Here is a 14777-nt window from a genome sequence, read left to right on the forward strand (position 1 = left end):
GCCGCGGCGCCGACGGCGACCACGATCGAGTTCCCGAACGGGTTCACGACCGGGTTGGCGTCGCGCTTCCAGTTGTTCGTCAGCCAGATGTTGCCGGACGGGTCGATCTGCCCGCCGGTGATCCGCTCGAGGGCGTCGCTGCGGTAGCCGGTGTCGGGCGAGATCGGGTCGCCGACCGACATCCCCTTCGGACAGCTGCGGGTGTCGATTCCGCAGAACCGGCTGATACCCGTGGGGATGTCGGTGGAGGTCCCCACCGGCACCGCGCCGAAGTTGAACACCCACACCGTGTCGTCCCCGTCCACGGCGATGCCCCACGGCACGGTGAGGCCGCCGCCGGTGAACGGCGCGCCCGGGTGCGGCTGACGCGTGTCGCCGTAGATCAGCGTCACGGACGGATTCTCGGCGTCGCCGAGGTCGCGCCGCGTCGGGCACGGCGAGTCGAGCCAGTCGGAGTTGGCCACCCACATGTTGCCCTGCGAGTCGGCGGCGTTGCCGACCGGGTGGGTGAGGACCGTCCGGCCCCGGAACGTGCTGGGCACCGTGGCGATCACCTCCCCCTCCGGCGAGACCACCGAGACCGTGGCGGCGCGGTTGTTGACGATCCAGGCGTTGCCGTGGGCATCGATCGCCGCCCCGAAGGGCTTCATCTGCGGGTCCCCCGCCTCGGGCACCGGGCCCAGCGGGATGTTGACCGCGGCATCGGGGTCGCCTCCGGGCAACATGGTCACCGAGTCGTTGCCGCAGTTGGCGATCCAGATGTTGCCCTTCTTGTCGGACACCGTGCCCTGCGGCCACGAGATGTCGCCGTTCGTGTAGCCGTCGTCCCCCGACGCCGGGGTGCCGTCGGGGTTGAACACCGACACGCTGTTGCTGGTGGCCGCGATCGGAAGCAGGGCGCAGGGCGGATCCTGGAAGCCGAAGTTGCCGATCCACACGCGCCCGTCGGGTGCGAGGGAGATGCCGTACCCGGCGCCGCTGAGACCGCCGCCGAAGTACGGGGTGTCGGGGTACGGCTCGCCCCACGGTGTGAACTTCAGCAGGCGCCGCCCGGCGCAGGTGAACTCGTGCTCGACCTGGGGCACCGCGTTGTCGTTGACCCACACGTAGCCCTGCTCGTCGATCGCGAAGTTGCCCGGGCCGTTGATGAGGTTGTCGCGGTCTTGGACGCTGTACGGGCCCCCGGTGAACTTGAGGAAGAGCAGCCAGTTCGTCGGCGCCTCGGTCAGCGCCGGCTGATTGACCGGGGTGAGCATCGAGAGCTGGAACACCGGGTCGCCCGACTTCAGACCCTGGATCTTCCGATCCGGCGGGTAGGAGGGATGCTTCGCGATGTTCGCCACCGCCTGGAGCACGTTCTTGGGCGTCTGCCCGCCGGGCTCTGCGGTGCCGCGGAAGAGGGCGGTGCAGTTGCTCTGCTTGGCGATGCAGCTTGCCACCGCGTTGGTCAGCGAGTTGAACGTCGCCAGTGTCGAGGTCTCGGTGCCGTTCGGCGTCGTCGTGAGAACGGCGCCCAGCTCGCCGGTCTGCGGATCGGCGAGGTTCGCGGCCATGCGCACGGCGTTCGACATGCCGTACCTGTTCCCCGCGATCTTGTCGTGGTCGATGAACTGCGCGAACGCCGTTGCGGCGGCGACGGTGGTGCGCTCGTTGATCACGACGTCGGTCGGCACCGCGTCGCCGGTACCGATGGCGGCGGCCAGCAGCACCCGGCCGAGCTTGGCCTCGACGAACACGACCGCGTCCGCGGGGGCCGGCCGGTACCCGATCTCGAAGCGCCCGCTCTTGTCGGCGGTGTCGGATCCGAGCAGCGTGAACGCGGATCCGGGTCCGGCCGCGTACAGCGACACCTTGTAGTGGGCGAGCCCGGTAGAGCCGCTCATGACGCTGCCGTGCAGCGCCTCGGTCGGAGCGGCCTTCTTCAGCGGGGCCTCGACGGCGGCGGCCGGTGCCTCGGCGGCTGCGGCGCCGGTGGTCATCGTGAGCACCATCGCCACCGCGGCGACGATCGGCATGAGCCCGCGCGTGAACCGCGGTGATCGGGTGGTGGAACGCATCCTCGTCGAAGAGTCCTCTCTCCTCCCGCCGCGCAAATAGTAGCGGGACCGTCGCCCCGGCGTCGAGAGAAGGTCTGCGGTCGCCGGCGTCAGTCGTCGAGGACAGGGGGGATGCCGTCCGCCTCCGATGCCGGATTCGCATCCGCGAGCGCGTGGTCGACGGTGGAGTGCACGAGCAGCGACAGGTACGACCCGGGAGCCTCGACGCCGGCATCGCGCAGCAGGGCTGTCGCCTGACGCACGATCGAGCGCGAGAACGTCGTGACGGTCGCGATGCCCTCGGCGTAGGCGGCGCGCGCGTCCTCGGTGATGACGGTGGGTTCGCAGCCCATCTCGACCGCGAGAGCCTGGGCGATCGGCAGGAACGGACCGGGCGCGGCGACGCCGGCGTGCGCGTCGCGCAGGGCGCGCAGGTCGATCGAGGTTCCGGTGAACGCGATCGCGGGATGCACGGCGAGCGGGATGGCACCCTGCGCGGCGGCGGGCTCGAGCACGTCGAGGCCGTACGCGGGGTCGGTGTGCAGCACGAGCTGCCCCGCCTGCCACGCATCGAGCGCAGCAAGACCCGTGACGAGTCCGGGCAGCACATCGTGCGGCACGGCGATCACCACGAGCTCGCTGCGGCGCGCGACATCGAGCGCATCCAGCGTCGGCAGCCCCGGCAGCATCGCCTCGATGCGCTCGGGGTCGGAGCCCCGCGTGATTCCCGTGAGCGCGTGCCCCGCCCCGGCGAGCGCGGCGGCGAGCACCGGGCCGACCCGGCCGGCGCCGATCACACCGACGTCGAGACGGCCGTCGCGCGCGATCACGCGTCCGGCTCCTCGGGCGGCGGAGGCGTCTCGCCGGGAAGCGGGGACGGGGCGACTTCGCCCGCCCAGCGGTGCGAGCGGTCGGTGGCGGCGGCGGCGACCGCATTCACCGCGACCGTCTCGAACAGGTGCAGCGCGGCATCCCGATCCACCGCCCCCAGGCTTCCCGAGACCGGACCCATGATCGTGTGCGCCTGCGCCCCTGCCACGCCCAGCGCACGGTCGATCGGGCCCTGGTCGAGGCCGACGCTCTGCAGCCGCGCGAGCGGGAAGACCGCGAGCGTGCGCCACACGACTCCGCGGCGCAGGAACAGCGCGCCGGCAGTGATGAGGAACCCGTTGCGTCGCCAGGACAGCAGCCGCAGGATCCGGGCGCGCCGAGGCGTGTTCGTGTACGGGTCGCCCTCGCGGGGCCCGAGGATGCCGTCTTCGAACACGGCGTGCCACTCGTCCTCGGCGAGCCCGGGCAGCAGCAGCCGCAGCACGCGCTCGACATCGTCCCGGGTGCCCACCGGAAGCACGCCCGTGAACTGGGCGGCCTGCCCGTCTGCGGCGCGTCCGGACAGGCGGTTGACCTTGACCGACCACCACCCGTACGGCCGCCAGAGGATCGACTGCGCGACCTCCACGGCGTGCACCCGTCCCGGCGGCAGGATCTCGGTCACCGTCGTGAACAGGCCGAACGTGATGCGCACGCCGTTGCGGGTGGGCGCGATCGAGTAGCGGAGTGCGCGGGTGATGGACCGCACCCAGTACGTGCCGAAGCCGATCAGCGCGGGCACCATGCCGAACAGCACCCACGGGGTCCCGTAGATCGCGCCGAAGACGATCGCCACGATGAGCAGGATCATCACGATCGTGCTCCCCGACAGCAGACGGGATGCCGCGAGCCGTCCGGGCGGGATGTGCACCACCGACTGCGGTTCCTCGACCGGCTCCTCGGCGCCGAGGATGAGTCCGGTGATGCCGTCGCTGACGGCGGATGCCGCGGAGGCCACCCGTCCGCCCCCGGCGCCCTGGGACGCGCCGGCAGCGGTGCCGCCCAGCTGTGCCCCCGACGCCAGGCGGAGGATGTCGGCGCGCACCGCTTCCGCGTTGGCGGTGGAGAGGTATTCGAGCTTCACGTTCGCGTCGGTGCCGGCACCGACGACCTCGAGCTTGGCCAGGCCCACCAGTCGCGCGAACATCGGGCGGGTGAGGTTGACGCCCTGCACGCGGTCGAGCGGGGCCCGCCGGTGCGAGCGGAACAGCACGCCCTGGCGCACCTCGACGTCGTCGCCGGTGATCCGGAACGTGTGGAACCGCCAGCTCAGGAAGAACAGCCCGATGATCACCAGGATCAGGGCGAGCACCGCGAGCGCCGCCATCGGGATGAGGTTGTGCTCGAGGATGTAGTCGATGGGACCGCCGGGGTAGTCCCCCGGCTCGGGCAGCGACGGCACGAATAAGGGCAGGAACCACTCGATGAACCGGTCGCGGAAGTTCGAGATGATGATGCCCGCCACGACGACGAAGACGAGGCCGCCGCGGAACAGCGGTGTGAGCGGGTGCATCCGGTGCCACCCACCGTCCGACAGGGGGGAGCGCACCGCAGCGGTCGGCGGCGGAGCGGGCTGCGCGGCATCCGTCACAGTCCGGTCCGCCTCGTCTCGGCCACGTCCACGAGCGTGTCGCGCAGCCGCTCGGCGGCCTCCTGCGTGAGGCCGGGGATCACCACCCCGGTGGATGCCGCGGCGGTGACGAGCTTGAGCTGGGCGATGCCGAACCCGCGGTCGAGGGGTCCGTGGGTGATGTCGATGAGCTGCATGCGACCGTAGGGCACGGCGACCATGCGCTGCCACAGGATGCCGCGGCGGAACACGAGGTCGTCGCGGCGCAGCTGATACCCGTACGCGCGCGCCTGGCGCGGGGTGATGACGATCGTCCACAGCAGGATCACGAGGAACACGCCGGCGGGGATCCAGATCCACGGGACGCGGCTCCACAGCGAGATGACGGTCGCCCCGGCCGCGACGAGCAGGGCGAACACGGCGGTGGAGATGATCCGCACCCACACGTACTGCTTCGCGAGCTGGTGCCACGTGCCGTCGCCCACGGGCAGCCGGTTCGCACTCCGCGGCTGCTTGAGGGCGTCGAACGTGTCGCGATCGAGCACGGCGTCGCCGACGGGCTCAGTGGGGTCCGGCCGGGAGCTGGGCGTCGCCGGGTCCGGGGTGTTCGTCATCGTCGTCCTTCCGGATGATGCACAGGTGCTCGGCCACCAGGGCGGCGACCATGAGCAGCGCGCCCGCGACGACCGAGGCGATGATCTCGCCCATCGAGCCTAACGAAGGCGTGACGGGGCGGGTCACCAGGAACAGCAGCAGGCCGGCCGCGAAGCCGGTCGCGGCCGCCCCCACGATGCTCGACGCCTTCGCCAGCATGGCGACCCGCAGCGCCCGGAACGGATCGACCTGCACCTTCTCGCCGCGCGCCGCGCGCCGGATGGGCACGGCGAGGATCAGCACGATCGCCCCGATCAGCACGAGCAGGATCGGCAGCGAGACGGTCGGGGCGAACGTCGGCCGGCCTCCCGCGGTGAGCAGCTGGTCGAGCACGAATCCTGCGGCACCGCCGAGGACAGCCGCGAGGACGAGGACGCCGGGGCCGGTCCGCTTCACGCACGCTCCCGCAGCTCGGCCAGCAGCCGGTCGACGCGTCCGCGCCCGGGGAGCACCGCGTCCGGGTCGACGGCCAGCCACGGTGCCAGCACGAAATCGCGGTCGGCCGCACGCGGGTGCGGCAGCGTGAGGTCTGCGGAGTCGGAGCGCACGTCGCCGTAGGCGATGAGGTCGAGGTCGAGCGTGCGGTCGGCCCAGATCAGCGGATCGTCGCCGCTTCCGGTCGCGATGCTCTCGGAGTCCATGATCCGGTGCCGCCACCTCCCGCGCCGGGTTCCGATCCCGCCTCCGCCTCCGCTTCCGCTTCCGCTTCCGGTTCCCGTTCCGGTTCCGGTTCCGGTTCCCGAGCTTGTCGAGGGACTTGTCGAGGGACTTGCCGAGGGACTTGCCGAGGGACTTGTCGAGGGACCTGCCGAGGGACCTGCCGAAGGACGCACCCGGCCGTGGTCCTTCTCGATCTGCTGCAGATACCCGAGCAGGATGGTGGGAGCGAGCCGGGTCGTCACGAGGGCGACGGCATTCAGGTACGCCGGTGCCGAGGGGTCGGGTCCGCTGGGCTTGAGCGCGACGGACTCGATCGGCTCGGACACGACCACCCGCGTCACCAGGGGCAGCCGGGCCATGTCGCGGACGGCCGCCTCGATGGTGGCGGCACGGTCGCCGAGATTCGCGCCGATGGCCACGACCGCGACCGCCTGCGGGCCTTCCTCGGGCCGCGGCACCTCGATCGGCTCGGTCAGTCGCCGGCTCATGGGCGCCCCCGCAGGATCGTGACCGCGACGTCGTCGAAGGTCTGATCGATCGGCGCCTGCGGCTTGTGCACGGTGACCTCGACGGTGTGCACCCGCTCATCGCCGAGCACGGCCTCGGCGATGCGCTCGGCGAGGGTCTCGATGAGGTTCACGGGCTCACCGCCCACGATCGCGGCGACCTGATCGGCCAGCTCGCCGTAGTGCACCGTGTCGGCCACGTCGTCGGATGCCGCTGCGGCGCGCAGCCGCAGGTGCAGCGTGATGTCGACGACGAAGTCCTGCCCCTGCTCGCGCTCGAACTCGAACACGCCGTGATTGCCGCGCACGCGCAGCCCGCGCAGCACGATGCGGTCTAGGAAGTCCACGTGCCGCCCTCCCGCCAGGCCCGCTGCACCGCGAGCGCGTCCCGCGTGGCCGCGACGTCGTGCACGCGCACGCCCCACACGCCCGCGTCGGCGGCCAGGGCGCTCGTGACCGCGGTGGCCAGGTCGCGGCGCTCAGTCGTGACATCCGGTTCCTGTTCGCGGCCGAGCAGGTCGCCGAGGAACCGTTTGCGGCTGGTGCCGATGAGCACGCGGTGCCCGAGCCCGGTCACCGCGGACAGATCGTTCAGCAGCGCCCAGTTCTGCGCCCCTGTCTTCCCGAATCCGATGCCCGGGTCGACGATGATGCGGGAGGGCGGGATGCCGGCGGTCAGTGCCGCCTCGACCCGTTCGCGCAGCTCGACCGCGACATCGCGGCCGACGTCGGTGTACTGCGCGCGCGCGTACATGTCGCTGGACGGCCCGCGCCAGTGTCCGATCGCGAAGTCGGCGTCCGTCGCCGCGACGGCGCCCAGCATGCCGGGATCGGCCATGCCGCCCGACACGTCGTTGACGAGCACGGCGCCCGCCTCGACGGCGGCCGTCGCAGTCGCTGCGTTCATCGTGTCGATGCTGACAGCGACCCCCGACATCGCGAGGGCCCGGATCACGGGCAGCACCCGGTCGATCTCCACATCGATCGGGACACGCTCGGAGCCGGGGCGGGTGGACTCGCCGCCCACGTCGACGTAGGCGGCGCCCTCGTCCCGCAGCTCCAGGCCGTGGGCGATGGCCGCGTCGGGGTCGAGGTAGCGGCCGCCGTCGCTGAACGAGTCCGGGGTCACATTGACGATCCCCATGATGAGGGTGGTCATGCGCCGGTCTCCACACCGGTCGACGCGATGAGCGCGATGAGCTCGGCGCGCGCCGCCGACTCGGCGAGCTCGCCGCGCGCGGCGACCGTCACGGTGGACGCGTCGCGCTGGCGCTCTCCCCGCATCGTGACGCAGTTGTGCGTGGCGTCGATCACCACGAGCACCCCGCGGGCGTCCAGAGCATCCGCGATGGTGTCGGCGATCTGCTCGCCGAGCCGCTCCTGCACCTGCGGACGCGCGGCGAGGATCTCGACCACTTTCGGCAGCGCCCCGAGTCCGACGACCTTCTCGTCGGGCAGGTACGCGATGTGCGCGGTTCCCCGGAACAGCAGCAGGTGATGCTCGCACACGGAGCGGAACCGGATGTCGCGCACCATCACCGCGCCGCTGGGCAGCGTGTCCGGGGCGGGACCGCGCGAGACGCTGATCGTGTGCTGCAGCGGGGCCGAGGGGTCCTGGTGGATGCCGGCGAAGAACTCACTGTACGCATCGGCGACGCGCTGCGGGGTCGCCTTGAGCCCCGGACGCTCGGGGTCTTCCCCGATCGCCTCGAGGATCTCGCGCACCGCCCTGGCGATGCGGTCCCGGTCGACTGCCACGTGACGAGCCTACGCGGTGCCCGCTGAGCGGGGCCGCCGGATTCCGTTCATGCACAGCCGCGGGGCGCACCGGCCCCGAGACGCTACGCGGTCGCCGGGCGGGGCGGGGCGGCAGGGCGCCGGCGCGGCTGCGGCTCGGGCTCGGCGGCGATGTCGGCCGCGACGGCGGCGGGCTGCTTGGGCCGGGGCACCTCGACCGGAGGCAGGGCCGAGACGGGGCGCTCTTCGCTGGAGAGCCACTGCGGGCGCTCCGGGAGCTTCTCGATGTCCGAGAAGATCTCGGCGATCTCGATGTGGTCGAGGGTCTCCTTCTCGAGCAGAGCGAGGGCGAGCCGGTCGAGGATGTCGCGATTCGCGTTGAGCACGCGGTACGCCTCGTTGTGCGCCTGCTCGATGAGGGCGCGCACCTGCAGGTCGACCCGCTCGGCGACCGACTCGGAGTACTCGCGGCCGTGCCCCATGTCGCGGCCCATGAACACCTCACCCGAGGGCGAGCCGAGCTTGACCGGCCCCACGTCCGAGGTCATGCCGTACTCGGTGACCATCTTCCGCGCGATGTTCGTCGCCTTCTCGATGTCGTTGGACGCGCCCGTCGTCGGGTCGTGGAAGACGATCTCCTCGGCGACCCGGCCGCCCATCGCCCAGGCGAGCTGATCCTGCAGCTCGTTGCGGGTGACGGAGTACTTGTCGTCCAGCGGCATGACCATCGTGTAGCCGAGGGCCTTGCCGCGCGGCAGGATCGTGATCTTGGTCACCGGGTCGGAGTGGTTCATCGCCGCAGCGACGAGCGCGTGGCCGCCCTCGTGGTACGCCGTGATGAGCTTCTCCTTGTCCTTCATCACGCGCGTGCGACGCTGCGGTCCGGCGATGACACGGTCGATCGCCTCGTCGAGGGCCCGGTTGTCGATCAGCTGCGCGTTGGAGCGCGCCGTCAGCAGCGCGGCCTCGTTGAGCACGTTGGCGAGGTCGGCACCGGTGAATCCCGGGGTCTTGCGGGCGACGACCTCGAGGTCGACGCCGTCGGCGAGCGGCTTGCCGCGGCCGTGCACCTGCAGGATCCGGAGGCGCCCCTGCAGATCCGGCGCATCCACGCCGATCTGCCGGTCGAAGCGGCCCGGGCGCAGCAGCGCCGGGTCGAGGATGTCGGGACGGTTCGTCGCCGCGATGACGATGACGTTCGCCTTGGGGTCGAAGCCGTCCATCTCGACGAGCATCTGGTTCAGCGTCTGCTCGCGCTCGTCGTGCCCGCCGCCCATGCCGGCGCCGCGGTGGCGCCCGACCGCGTCGATCTCGTCGATGAAGATGATCGCGGGCGCGTTCTCCTTGGCCTGGTTGAACAGGTCGCGCACGCGGCTCGCGCCGACGCCGACGAACATCTCGACGAAGTCCGAGCCCGAGATGGAGTAGAACGGCACGCCGGCCTCACCCGCGACGGCGCGGGCCAGCAGCGTCTTGCCGGTTCCAGGCGGGCCGTACAGCAGCACGCCCTTGGGGATGCGCGCACCCACCGCCTGGAACTTCGCCGGGTCCTTAAGGAAGTCCTTGATCTCCTGCAGCTCCTCGATGGCCTCGTCGGCGCCGGCGACATCGGCGAAGGTCACCGTCGGCGACTCCTTGGTGACGAGCTTGGCCCGGGACTTGCCGAACTGCATGACCTTGCCGCCGCCGCCCTGGGCGCTGGAGAGCAGGAACCAGAACAGCAGACCGAGCAGCAGCAGCGGGAACAGCAGCGACAGGAACCCGTCGAAGAAGGACGGGCGCGGCACGGCGTCGTTGAACCCGTCCGCGGGATCGGCGGCGTCGATGGCCGCGACCACCTCGTCGGCGCGCGCCGACACGTAATAGAACTGCACCTCGGTCGAGCCCTCGAAGGCCTCGGACAGACTCAGATCGACCCGCTGGTCGCCGTCGGTGTTGAGCACCTTGGTGACGGTGGCGCCCTTGAGCAGGTCGAGACCCTGCTGCGTCGTGATCTGCTTGGCGCCGCCCAGGCTCGAGATCAGCGAGAAGCCGATCACGAGGAACACGCCGATCAGCAGCACATAGATCAGCGGGTTGCGGGTGATCTTCTTGAAGTCCATCGTGCCCCCAGGGTATCCCCCGGTCCTATGGGGCGTCTGTGCATTCGCCCACGGCGTACCGGCGGGCAGCGCGCGTCACTCGTAGACGTGCGGGGCGAGGATCGCGACGTCGCGCAGGTTGCGGTAGTCCTCGGCGTAGTCGAGGCCGTACCCGATGACGAACTCATTCGGGATGTCGAATCCGACATACTTCACGTCGACCTGCACCTTGGCGGCCTCCGGCTTGCGCAGCAGCGCCAGCACCTCGACCGACGCCGCGCCGCGGGATGCGAAGTTCTCCAGCAGCCAGCTGAGGGTGAGGCCGGAGTCGATGATGTCCTCGACGATGAGCACGTGCCGGTCGTGGATGTCGGTGTCGAGGTCCTTGCGGATCTGCACCACACCGCTCGACTTCGTGCCGGCGCCATAGGAGGAGACGGCCATCCAGTCCATCGGCACGTTGCGCGGCAGCGCGCGCGAGAAGTCGGCCATCACCATGACGGCGCCCTTGAGGACGCCGACGAGCAGGAGATCCTCTCCCTCGTAGTCGGCGGCGACGCGCTCGGCGAGTTCGTCGAGCTTGGCGAGGATCTGCTCCTCGGTGACGAGGACTTCCTTGAGGTCGGAGGCGATGTCGGCCGCGCGCATGCGGACAGTCTATGGATGCCGCCCCCGGTGGGCGATATCGTGAGCGCGGGGGGACGCGCCCGCGCCGCGGGCGCGCGGAACGAAGGGGAAGACATGGCCGGGCTCGACGACATCCTGAACGCACTGCCGATCGACGAGATCGCATCCAAGCTCGGGGTCGACCCCGACACGGCCAAGAAGGCGGTCGCCGAGGGCGGCGCCACGATCCTGGGCGGGCTGCAGCGCAACGCGCAGACGCCCGAGGGGTCGGCCGCGATCCAGCAGGCCCTGGGCAAGCACACCGGCATGCCCGACACCGTCGACGTGAACGCCGTCGACACCGACGACGGCCAGAAGATCCTCGGCCACATCTTCGGCTCGCAGGAGCCGGAGGTGGCGCAGAAGCTCACCGAGGCGCCGCAGACGGCCGGCATCGACTTCGGCAAGCTGCTGCCGATGCTCGCGCCGATCGTCATGGGCCTGCTCGCCAAGAAGCAGCAGCCCGAGGCCCAGCAGCAGGCCGCCGAAGGCTCGGGCGGCATCGGCGACGTGATCGGCGGGCTGCTCGGCGGCGGCGGATCCGGCTCGGGCGGCGGCATCGACCTGGGCGGCATCCTCGGCGGGCTCGGCGGGCTGTTCGGCGGCGGCAAGTCCTGAGCGCCGTCCCGGCCTCCCGGGCCGTGCTCAGCGCCCGGGAGGAACGGCGGCCGTGAACTCGATGCGCGCGCCGACGCGGCGGGCGCGGCATCCGGGCAGGTCGATGGGTCCCTGACCCGACCAGTCCGTCACCAGGCGCGCCACCTCGAGCGTGTGGGCACGCGACAGCGACGTGCCGAACTCACTGGCCACAACGTGCCGGATGATCCGGTGCCGCAGCGCCGCGGGGTTCGCCGCCAGCGCGTGCACCGACACCGAGATCCCGGCTTCGGCGTGCTCGACGATGTCCTCGATGGTCTCGTCGATCATCTCGGCGAACGCCTCCGCGTCCTCGCGCAGCTGCTCGGCGGTGCGTGCCAGAGCCTCGGTGACCCCGGGACCGAGCTCCTCCTCGAGGACCGGAAGCACCCGCCGGCGCACCCGCACACGGGTGTACCGGTCGTCGTCGTTGTGCGGGTCCTCCCAGGGCACGAGCCCCTGTGCCGTGCACGCGGCGCGCGCGGTGGCGCGGCGGATTCCCAGCAGCGGACGCAGGAGCGGGATACCGCGCAGCTCGCTGCGCGCCGCCATGCCCTGCAGGCTCGCCGCCCCCGACCCGCGGGCCAGGCCCAGCAGCACCGTCTCGGCCTGGTCGTCCAGGGTGTGCCCGAGCAGGATCGCCGCCGCCGAGGCATCCTGCGCTGCGTCCGTCAGCGCGCGATATCGGGCATCGCGTGCCGCGGCCTCAGGGCCGCCCTCGGCGCCCACCTCGACGCGGACGATGAGCGCATCCAGCCCGAGCGCCGCCGCCTGCCGCGCGGCGGTCGCCGCCACCTCATCCGAACCCGGCTGCAGCCCGTGGTCGACGGTGACGCTCGCGGCGCGCAGGCCCAGCCTGGGCGCCTCGAACCCGGTCGCAGCCGCCAGGGCCAGTGAGTCCGCGCCGCCGGACAGCGCCACGACGACCGGCACGCCCGCCGGCAGCCCGGCGAGCACGCGGCGCACCGCGAGCCGGGTCTCCGCCACGGACGCGTGCAGGGGTCCTTCCGGCTTCACGGTGCTCACGCTACCCGGGCCCCGTGTCCGCAACTCAGTCCGCGCCGATGCCGGCGGGGGCGTGCGCCGCGGAATCTCGCGCCCGGCGGGCATCCCGCTGAGCGTGAAGACTGAATTGCGCACCGCTCGCCGGGACTAGGCTTGTCCGCGGCATCCCACCGACCCGAAGGAGCACGCACATGGGCGCGTACGACGCCGTCATCGAGATCCCCCGCGGCAGCCGCGTGAAGTACGAGGTCGACCACGGCACCGGCCGGGTCTTCCTCGACCGGATCCTCTTCACCCCCATGGGCTACCCCGCCAACTACGGCTTCTTCGAGAACACGCTCGGCGAGGACGGCGACCCGCTCGACGTCCTGCTCCTGCTCGACCGCGACCTGTACCCGGGTGTGCTGGCGAAGGTGCGCCCGGTGGGCGTGCTCCGCATGAGCGACGAGGCCGGCGGCGACGACAAGGTCGTGGCCGTGCTCGCGAAGGACCCGCGGTGGGCCCACGTCACCGACGTCGGCGACCTCGACGAGTGGACCCGCGGCGAGATCACCCATTTCTTCGAGCACTACAAGGACCTCGAGCCCGGCAAGTGGGTCAAGGTCGACGAGTGGGCTGACGCCGCCGAAGCGGAGCGGCTCGTGGCCGAGGCGTTCGCGCGCTTCGAGGAGCACGAGGGTCAGACCAAGACGCAGGGCGAGGGCGAGGCGCCGAACACGCTCTGAGGCGATCGGGATGAGAGGGATGCCGGAGGCATCCATCCTTCTCGGTCAGACCGAGACGCCCCGGCTGCGCAGGAAGGCCGCCGGGTCGATGGTGTAGCCGTTGCGGTACACCTCGAAGTGCAGGTGGCAGCCGAAGGCGACGCCGGTCTGGCCGACGTAGGCGATGACCTGACCGGCCTTGACATGCTGGCCGCGGCGCACGGCGAAGCCGCCGCCGACGATGTGCCCGTAGCCGGTGCCGATGCCGCTGCCGTGGTCGATGCGCACGTAGTTGCCGTAGCCGCTGTAGTTCTGCGCCATCGTGACGGTGCCGCTGGCCGCGGCGTAGATGGCGCTCCAGCAGCTGCCGCCGAGGTCGATGCCGCGGTGGTTGGTGCTGCCGCACCCGACCGAGCCGCACATGAGCGGTCGCGGCCCGAATCCCCAGAGCAGCCGGCCGTAGTTCGGGCGGCACCAGCCGCTGGATGTGACGTGACCGGCTGAGCCGCCGCCACCACCACCGCCACCACCACCGCCACCGCCGGAAGCGGCCTTCGCGGCCTCTTCCGCCTTCTTGCGGGCGGCGGCCTCGCGCGCTGCGCGCGCCTTCCGCTCGGCCTCGACGCCGGCCTTGTAGTCGGCGACCGTCTTGGCGGTGTTGTCCTTCAGGGCGGCCAGCTGCGCCTGCAGCTCGGCGAGGTGCGCGGTCTGCGCGTCCAGGGCGGCCTGGGCGGCATCCGCCGCCGCCTGCGCCTCGATCATCTTCTGCTCGGCGATCTGCTGCAGCCGGTCGCGCTCGGCCCGGGCGACGTCGGCCTGATCGGTGAGCGACCGCGCCGCATCGCGCGCCGTCACGGCTGCCGCGTACACGTCCTGGTTGCGGGCGAGCAGCTTGTCCATCTGGCCGAGGCGGGCCAGCAGGTCGTCGGCGCCGGCGGCCGATCCCGACAGCAGCAGCTGCAGGGATGTCTCGTCGCCGCCGTTGCGGTACAGCTGCACCGCCAGCCGCGCGGCCTTGTCGGCGGCCTCGTCGGCGATCTTCGCCTGCTCGTCGGCCTGCGCCTGCAGTTCCTCGGCTCGTTCGGCCGCTGCGTAGAACGCCTCCTGAGCCTGGAAGAGCTCGTCGGCACGCTGATCGGCGATCGCCTGCGTGGTCCGGACGTTCTCGGCGAGCTGGTTGATGAGGCCTTCGATCTTGGCGACCTCGGTGGCCTTCGCCGCCTCATTGCGCTTCGCGCGCTGCACGTCGTCCCACGACGGATAATCGGCCGCGTACGCGGCGGGAAGCTGCGGGGCGGCGAACAGCACAGCGCCGGCGACACCCAGGGCCCCGACGCCGAGAGCGGTCCGGCGGTTCACCACCGAGGGCCACAGAGCACGCTGCTCCAGCGGAGACGGCCCGCAGCCGCACTCCTCGGTGGTCGCATCGACGCGCTCGGTGCTCACGTTTCCCTTCCCTGGGACGGACAACGCTGTTCACATTAGCAACATCAGTCACAGATGCAAGAGGTCTGCTCCGACCCAGCCCGTCTCCATGATCGCGCCGATCGGCCTCGGCCGGAAGACCCGTCCCGCCCGGGCGCCTCACGCGCGCGGCTTCGATTGGCGCATCCCGCATGAATTGCGTATGCTTGAGCGTCGGTAAGCGTGCC

The 14777-nt window shown here is 71.4% G+C and carries 14 protein-coding genes and 2 pseudogenes; 2 read left to right on the top strand and 14 right to left on the bottom strand.

Going from position 1 to position 14777, the window contains the following annotated elements:
• The 12 genes and pseudogenes from ACIWQI_RS04235 to hpt form a co-directional block, all read right to left on the bottom strand.
• Positions 1-2057 (bottom strand): hypothetical protein (locus tag ACIWQI_RS04235; RefSeq protein WP_396655865.1); only part of this gene is annotated, 2057 nt, incomplete at its 3' end.
• Between the two features lie 89 nt (positions 2058-2146).
• Positions 2147-2863, bottom strand: a complete 717-nt coding sequence (locus tag ACIWQI_RS04240; RefSeq protein ID WP_396655880.1) for a DUF2520 domain-containing protein — start codon at positions 2861-2863, stop codon at positions 2147-2149.
• Positions 2863-4419, bottom strand: coding sequence for a PH domain-containing protein (locus ACIWQI_RS04245; RefSeq protein WP_396655866.1), 1557 nt, complete (start codon positions 4417-4419; stop codon positions 2863-2865). Before ACIWQI_RS04245 ends, ACIWQI_RS04240 begins: the two co-directional genes overlap by 1 nt.
• A gap of 74 nt (positions 4420-4493) precedes the next feature.
• Positions 4494-5090 carry a PH domain-containing protein gene (locus ACIWQI_RS04250; RefSeq protein ID WP_396655867.1) on the bottom strand — a complete coding sequence of 199 codons (597 nt, stop codon included), beginning with the start codon at positions 5088-5090 and terminating at the stop codon, positions 4494-4496.
• Positions 5038-5526, bottom strand: a complete 489-nt coding sequence (locus tag ACIWQI_RS04255) for a DUF3180 domain-containing protein (RefSeq protein WP_396655868.1) — start codon at positions 5524-5526, stop codon at positions 5038-5040. The genes ACIWQI_RS04250 and ACIWQI_RS04255 overlap by 53 nt, the downstream gene beginning before the upstream one ends.
• Positions 5523-5723 (bottom strand): annotated as a pseudogene (locus tag ACIWQI_RS04260) (2-amino-4-hydroxy-6-hydroxymethyldihydropteridine diphosphokinase); the annotation flags it as partial. The gene ACIWQI_RS04255 and the pseudogene ACIWQI_RS04260, both read right to left, overlap by 4 nt.
• Before the next feature lie 240 nt (positions 5724-5963).
• Positions 5964-6278, bottom strand: a pseudogene (locus ACIWQI_RS04265) (2-amino-4-hydroxy-6-hydroxymethyldihydropteridine diphosphokinase); the annotation flags it as partial.
• Positions 6275-6643, bottom strand: coding sequence for a dihydroneopterin aldolase (folB, locus tag ACIWQI_RS04270; RefSeq protein WP_396655869.1), 369 nt, complete (start codon positions 6641-6643; stop codon positions 6275-6277). The pseudogene ACIWQI_RS04265 and the gene folB, both read right to left, overlap by 4 nt.
• A complete protein-coding gene (gene folP / locus ACIWQI_RS04275; RefSeq protein WP_396655870.1) occupies positions 6631-7455 on the bottom strand; it encodes a dihydropteroate synthase in 825 nt (274 codons plus the stop codon). Before folP ends, folB begins: the two co-directional genes overlap by 13 nt.
• Positions 7452-8054: a GTP cyclohydrolase I FolE gene (gene folE, locus ACIWQI_RS04280; protein WP_396655871.1), complete on the bottom strand. Its 603-nt coding sequence runs from the start codon at positions 8052-8054 to the stop codon at positions 7452-7454. Before folE ends, folP begins: the two co-directional genes overlap by 4 nt.
• 83 nt (positions 8055-8137) lie before the next feature.
• The gene (ftsH, locus tag ACIWQI_RS04285) at positions 8138-10135 is read right to left on the bottom strand and encodes an ATP-dependent zinc metalloprotease FtsH (protein ID WP_396655872.1); all 1998 of its coding nucleotides are present in this window, start codon (positions 10133-10135) and stop codon (positions 8138-8140) included.
• A 75-nt stretch (positions 10136-10210) separates the two neighbouring features.
• Positions 10211-10762, bottom strand: coding sequence for a hypoxanthine phosphoribosyltransferase (hpt, locus tag ACIWQI_RS04290; RefSeq protein ID WP_396655873.1), 552 nt, complete (start codon positions 10760-10762; stop codon positions 10211-10213).
• Between the two features lie 93 nt (positions 10763-10855).
• Here hpt and ACIWQI_RS04295 point away from each other — a divergent pair, with 93 nt between their 5' ends.
• Positions 10856-11398, top strand: coding sequence for a DUF937 domain-containing protein (locus ACIWQI_RS04295; RefSeq protein WP_396655874.1), 543 nt, complete (start codon positions 10856-10858; stop codon positions 11396-11398).
• Positions 11399-11425: 27 nt separating this feature from the next.
• Here the strand turns inward: ACIWQI_RS04295 and tilS are convergent, their stop codons facing one another.
• Positions 11426-12433, bottom strand: a complete 1008-nt coding sequence (tilS, locus tag ACIWQI_RS04300; RefSeq protein WP_396655875.1) for a tRNA lysidine(34) synthetase TilS — start codon at positions 12431-12433, stop codon at positions 11426-11428.
• Between the two features lie 179 nt (positions 12434-12612).
• On the opposite strand from tilS, the gene ACIWQI_RS04305 reads away from it, so the two are divergent.
• Positions 12613-13146, top strand: coding sequence for an inorganic diphosphatase (locus tag ACIWQI_RS04305; protein WP_396655876.1), 534 nt, complete (start codon positions 12613-12615; stop codon positions 13144-13146).
• 45 nt (positions 13147-13191) lie between these two features.
• Here the strand turns inward: ACIWQI_RS04305 and ACIWQI_RS04310 are convergent, their stop codons facing one another.
• Complete coding sequence (locus ACIWQI_RS04310; RefSeq protein ID WP_396655877.1) at positions 13192-14571, bottom strand: peptidoglycan DD-metalloendopeptidase family protein; 1380 nt, start codon at positions 14569-14571, stop codon at positions 13192-13194.
• Positions 14572-14777: the final 206 nt, after the last annotated feature.

This window comes from Microbacterium sp., from assembly GCF_044508325.1.
Classification (GTDB): domain Bacteria; phylum Actinomycetota; class Actinomycetes; order Actinomycetales; family Microbacteriaceae; genus Microbacterium.

Coding starts and splice junctions, on each gene's coding strand:
- ACIWQI_RS04250 (WP_396655867.1), bottom strand. CDS start 5,090: ATGACGAACACCCCGGACCCGGCGACGCCCAGCTCCCGGCCGGACCCC.
- hpt (WP_396655873.1), bottom strand. CDS start 10,762: ATGCGCGCGGCCGACATCGCCTCCGACCTCAAGGAAGTCCTCGTCACC.
- ACIWQI_RS04305 (WP_396655876.1), top strand. CDS start 12,613: ATGGGCGCGTACGACGCCGTCATCGAGATCCCCCGCGGCAGCCGCGTG.
- ACIWQI_RS04245 (WP_396655866.1), bottom strand. CDS start 4,419: ATGCACCCGCTCACACCGCTGTTCCGCGGCGGCCTCGTCTTCGTCGTC.
- ACIWQI_RS04295 (WP_396655874.1), top strand. CDS start 10,856: ATGGCCGGGCTCGACGACATCCTGAACGCACTGCCGATCGACGAGATC.
- ftsH (WP_396655872.1), bottom strand. CDS start 10,135: ATGGACTTCAAGAAGATCACCCGCAACCCGCTGATCTATGTGCTGCTG.
- folP (WP_396655870.1), bottom strand. CDS start 7,455: ATGACCACCCTCATCATGGGGATCGTCAATGTGACCCCGGACTCGTTC.